This is a genomic window from Sporotomaculum syntrophicum (assembly GCF_009932395.1).
GTDB classification, from domain to species: domain Bacteria; phylum Bacillota; class Desulfotomaculia; order Desulfotomaculales; family Desulfallaceae; genus Sporotomaculum; species Sporotomaculum syntrophicum.
The window spans coordinates 135,320-140,413 of record NZ_LSRS01000008.1 but is presented as its reverse complement, the minus strand read 5'-3'; the positions used below and the strand labels follow the sequence as shown (position 1 = coordinate 140,413).

The window sequence follows — 5,094 nt, the reverse complement described above, 5'->3', positions numbered from 1 at the left end:
GTACGGAATTTGGTCAGTAAGCTTTTTTCGGGGAGAGGATCTTCTGGATTAAGGCCTACAAACCATTTGTAAGCCAGATTTACGGTCAAATCTTGTAACAACTGTTCATCGGATATAGTATATAGATATTTTAAGAACTGGATCCTCATCATCATTTCTGGTTCTTTGGCGGGTCTGCCAAAGTTTTTGCAATATCTATCTGCTAATAGTTCATTGACAAAGCTAAGGGATATTGCGGAATCTATACGTTTTAATATGTGATTCTCCGGTATTATATGGTATAATTCAGTGTAAAAGCTGCCTTGTTTAAAGGTGGTTTCAATTAGCATAAAAAGCATCCCCCGGTATATTTTGTTGTGGTGACTTAATTATACTATAGGTGGGGATGCTTTTTGTGTTTTATATGGACTTTTTCAGTGGTCTCGAACCGTCCCCTTGTGTCTCTGACGATAGGTACCGTGGTATTAAAGGTGGGGATTATTACTCCTTCCTAAGGGTTAACCCTATTCAATTTAAACCATATAATGTATTAGCAACTTATTAAGGAGACGATACCTTTGAGTAATGATGAGTTTACACGCGCGAAAACTCCTGTATCAGGAGAAATCCCGCGACCACCCCAAAAATGCGACGGTCAACTTTATAAAGTAAAACCTACCCAGACAGTCTTCAGTATTGCTCGCCAATTCGGAGTAACAGTTAAGGATATTCTTGCTGCGAACCCACAGATCGTAAACCGAGATATTATTTTTATAGGTCAAGAAATATGCATCCCCACCGGAGAACCCGAACCTGTTTGTGATCTTCGTGTGCTTACACTAAGTTTCTTGACAGAGGATGGTCAACCGCTGCACATAATAAACGGAGCTGTCCAGCTTAATGCCCGTGTAATTGTACGGCCCACATTCAATCGTCCGGTTTCCCGGGCCTTCTTTTTCCTAGAGCCTACCGGTACTGAAACCTGTGAGCTTACCAGTCTTATCGGTGTTGATTGTCCCAGTGCTGTTACAGGTGTTGCTGAGATTCTTTGGGAGGTACCCCCAGGTACTTTGGGCCGTGTTTTTGTTGTGGCATGCATTAATAGTTGCTGTGCGAAATCTGATGAGTTCCTTGTTGTCCGGAATTCTTAATAAAACCTTACAGGAAAAATCACATTGTATATTGTTTGGCAGAGCATTAATGAAATACCAGGCAATGTAACCATTCTTCAACCCTTTGACTTCTATAATATTTTCATTTGATTTCATTGTGGGAAATCCCGGAAAGCCGGTTAGGCTTTCCATAATTCCCTCAGCCTTTGATTACGGCGATGGTTTTCAACCTGCATTTAGGCTCGATTAGATCCAGCTCGTTGCTAATGACAAAATCGATATCCTTATAGGCATGGCGGGACTCTTCGCCTACATCATATTTTTTTTGTTTGCCGAGGAATACCCCCAGGCTCTTAAGATCATCGATGGTGTCCTGCACGGGGAATTGTTTTTTTGCAGTGCTGCGGCTCATGCGGCGACCTGCCCCGTGTGAGCAGGAATTATAACTTTCCGGGTTGCCTTTCCCTGTGACCAGGTAGGAACAGGCACCCATCGCACCCGGAATGATCCCCATTTCACCCTTTTCCGCCCGGATGGCACCCTTTCTGTGCACCCAGACCCTTTCCCCGTAATGCTCCTCAAAAGCAGCGTAATTATGATGGCAGTTGATGGGCTCGGAAAATTCAATATCCTTTATCCGGGCATATTTTCCGACCTTGGCGCTCACCTTTTCCATGACCACCTGCAGCATCCGGGCCCGGTTTTCTTTGGCAAAATCAAGGGCCAGGTTCATCCAACGGATATATTCCATCCCGAGCTTGCTGCCGGTTGGCAAATAGGCCAGATCCCACTCGAGGGGGACGGGTGCATGCTCACGGCGGTTTAGCTCCCTGGCCCGGTCATTGAAGTAATTACAGATCTTATAGCCGACATTCCGGGAGCCTGAATGGACCATGATGCCAAGATAACCTTGCTCATCCGTCTGCAGTTCGATAAAATGGTTCCCGCCTCCCAGGGTGCCCACTTGAAAGTAGGCATTATCCAGGTTCGCGAGCATCTCTTGGGACATGCTCTCCCTTTGCTCAGGGGATAGTTTTCTCAGAAAATCACTGGCGGCAAGGCAGGCGCGTTTGCTCTTATGGTGCGCAAAACCGGTCGGTATATCTCTCATGATATCGTTGATGATGGTTTGGGCCAGCTTGCCGTGGGGGGTAGCGATGGTGACCAGGGGCTCGACAGGGATGTTGGTTTGCACGAAGATCATGCCGCAGCCGATGTCAACTCCCACGGCATTGGGGATGATCACGTCCCTGGTGGTGATAACTCCGCCGATGGGCATGCCGTAACCTGAATGGGTATCGGGCATCAGGGCCACCCATTTATGGATAAAAGGGAGATTGGCCAGGTTTTTAGCCTGCCGCAGGCAGTCTTCTTCCAACTGCCCGGCATTTTCCAGCCAGACTTTGATGGGCCATTTCTGGTCCTTGGGGTTGTATAGAGTAAACATATTTGGTTACCTCTTTGTAACTCATCATTTATGATGCTTAACTTGTGCATTAGCCAATTAAACAGGTAATTTATCTTGTCCAGTCAACTATATGCAAAGATTGTAACATATTGCGTAATCCGGAACAATCCAATGTAACTTGGCCGTGTCCTTGTTGCGCACTAAGCAAATAAACTTAACGGTAATCATCAGTTATAAATAAATTATATTAATGGCAGGAATATTATAAAAATTTAGAGAAATATCCATGAGTAACGATAAATCGTGAAGAAATTTGTCACATAGTTAAGCTTTAACCATGCCTTACAAAAAGCTAATGGTTGTTTTGGCTTTAGCAACTGGTTAATTGGTTGTATAAAATATTTGGCTAGTGGGGGTGATTCATCCCGGTTGGTTCCGTGGAAAAGATGATTTGCCGGCAGTAAAAATTAGATTTAACAAGGAGGCAGCGATCATGAGTATGTTCTGTTTTCAATGCCAGGAAACTGCCAAAGGAACAGGTTGCACTGTCCGTGGTGTGTGCGGCAAAACCGAAGATATCGCCAAACTTCAGGACTTATTGATTTACACCTTGAAAGGTATTGCCTATGTTGTAACCAAAGGCAAATTGGATGCAGGCAAGCTTCCCGATATTAATCGTCAAATGCTGAACAGCTTGTTTATGACCATTACCAACGCCAACTGGGATGGTATGGCATTAGAAGAGCAGATTAAAAAAATGCTTGCTTTCAGAAATGAACTTAAAAAAACAGTTGCTTTGCCTGACTTACCCGATGTCGCAACCTTTGAAGTAGACACGAGAGAAAATATGTTGGACAAGGCTGCTTCCGTAGGTATATTAGCAACGGAAAATGAGGATGTGCGGTCCCTGCAACAGACGATCACCTATGGTGTAAAAGGCATGGCGGCTTACTCCGAGCACGCCTTGCTGCTTGGCAAAGAAGATCCGGAAATTTACGCCTTTATTTACGAAGCGCTGGCGGCTACCCTGGATGATACCCTTTCTGTGGACGACCTGGTGGCGTTGACCTTAAAGACCGGTGAGTATGGCGTGAAGGCGATGGCGCTTTTGGATGAAGCAAATACATCAAAGTATGGTAATCCCGAGATTACTGAGGTAAACATCGGCGTCAGGAAGAATCCCGCCATTTTAATTACCGGTCATGATTTAACCGATTTGGAGCAGCTGTTGGAACAGACCAGGGGAACCGGTGTGGATGTTTATACTCATAGTGAGATGCTGCCTGCACATTACTACCCTTATTTTAAAAAATACGATAATTTAGCGGGTAATTACGGGAATGCCTGGTGGAAGCAGGTTGGTGAGTTTGAGTCTTTCCACGGTCCGATTCTTTTTACCACCAATTGCCTTGTTCCACCGAGAAGTGAAGAGGTCAAAAACCGCATCTTTACTACTAATTCAGCCGGTTATCCCGGTCGCTCCCATATTAAAGCGGACGCGAACGGTAAAAAAGATTTTTCCGAAATCATTGCTCTGGCCAAGACTCTCCCGGCACCGGATGAAATCGAAACCGGCAGCATCGTTGGCGGCTTCGCTCACAATCAGGTGTTCGCACTGGCCGACAAGGTTGTGGAGGCGGTCAAATCCGGCGCCATTAAAAAGTTCTTTGTTATGGCAGGCTGTGACGGCAGAATGAAGTCCAGGGAATACTATACCGAGTTCGCGCAGAAACTTCCCCAGGACACCGTAATCCTTACGGCAGGTTGTGCGAAATACCGTTACAACAAACTTAATTTGGGAGACATCGGCGGCATTCCAAGAGTGCTTGACGCAGGACAGTGCAACGATTGCTATTCGCTGGTGCTGATTGCGCTAAAACTCAAAGAAGCATTCGGTCTGGATGATGTTAACCAGCTGCCGATTGCCTTTAATATTGCCTGGTATGAGCAAAAGGCGGTTATCGTTCTGCTGGCGCTATTACACTTAAATGTCAAGAACATTCATCTTGGCCCCACTCTGCCGGGATTCCTGTCCCCGAACGTTGCCAAGGTGCTGGTGGATACCTTTGGCATCGCAGGTATGGGTACGGTTGACGATGATATGAAGTTGTTCATGGGTGCATAATTAAATAACCTTTAACCGGCAGGTGACAATCATGGTTGCCTGCCGGTTTTTTTTGCTGTTTGTTGCCACGGGGACGGCCAATTAAATCGTGGAGCAAATATTGTGACACCCATCAATGTACATCAATATATTTAATTGTTTTATAGATTACCCAGGCATATGTGGTAACAAATATTAACCAGATGATGGGCGAAAATTTTATAAATAATTGTGGGAAATATCCTCCGACAAGTATGCCGCACGAAAAAAGGGCAATTTTAAAACAAGCAAAATCAAATACATTATATTTTCTAGCAGCGTTTAATAATCTATCAATCAGCTTTTTCATAACTACGACCTCTTTTCCAACAGATTAAACCGGCTATGCTTTCATTGTAAGTCCAACCCTTTTGAAATACTAATTAAATAATCTGGGTACTTGAGATACATCTGGAAACACAGAGGGACGGTTCCGAGATCACTGAAAAAGT

The 5,094-nt window shown here is 44.8% G+C and carries 5 protein-coding genes; 2 read left to right on the top strand and 3 right to left on the bottom strand.

Features of this window, described 5'->3' with window-relative positions:
- Positions 1-329: transposase (locus SPSYN_RS14375; RefSeq protein WP_161823224.1), on the bottom strand; the 329-nt coding region annotated here is incomplete at its 3' end.
- 228 nt (positions 330-557) lie between these two features.
- Here SPSYN_RS14375 and SPSYN_RS14370 point away from each other — a divergent pair.
- A complete protein-coding gene (locus tag SPSYN_RS14370; RefSeq protein ID WP_161823180.1) occupies positions 558-1,130 on the top strand; it encodes a LysM peptidoglycan-binding domain-containing protein in 573 nt (190 codons plus the stop codon).
- Between the two features lie 160 nt (positions 1,131-1,290).
- Here SPSYN_RS14370 and SPSYN_RS14365 read toward each other — a convergent pair whose 3' ends face one another.
- Entirely contained in the window at positions 1,291-2,538 is a 1,248-nt protein-coding gene (locus SPSYN_RS14365) for an RtcB family protein (protein WP_161823179.1), read from the bottom strand.
- Positions 2,539-2,992: 454 nt separating this feature from the next.
- Here SPSYN_RS14365 and hcp point away from each other — a divergent pair, with 454 nt between their 5' ends.
- Positions 2,993-4,624 (top strand): hydroxylamine reductase, encoded by a 1,632-nt coding sequence (hcp, locus tag SPSYN_RS14360; protein ID WP_161823178.1) that lies wholly within the window; start codon positions 2,993-2,995, stop codon positions 4,622-4,624.
- A gap of 112 nt (positions 4,625-4,736) precedes the next feature.
- Here hcp and SPSYN_RS14355 read toward each other — a convergent pair whose 3' ends face one another.
- Positions 4,737-4,952, bottom strand: coding sequence for a hypothetical protein (locus SPSYN_RS14355; protein ID WP_161823177.1), 216 nt, complete (start codon positions 4,950-4,952; stop codon positions 4,737-4,739).
- Positions 4,953-5,094: the final 142 nt, after the last annotated feature.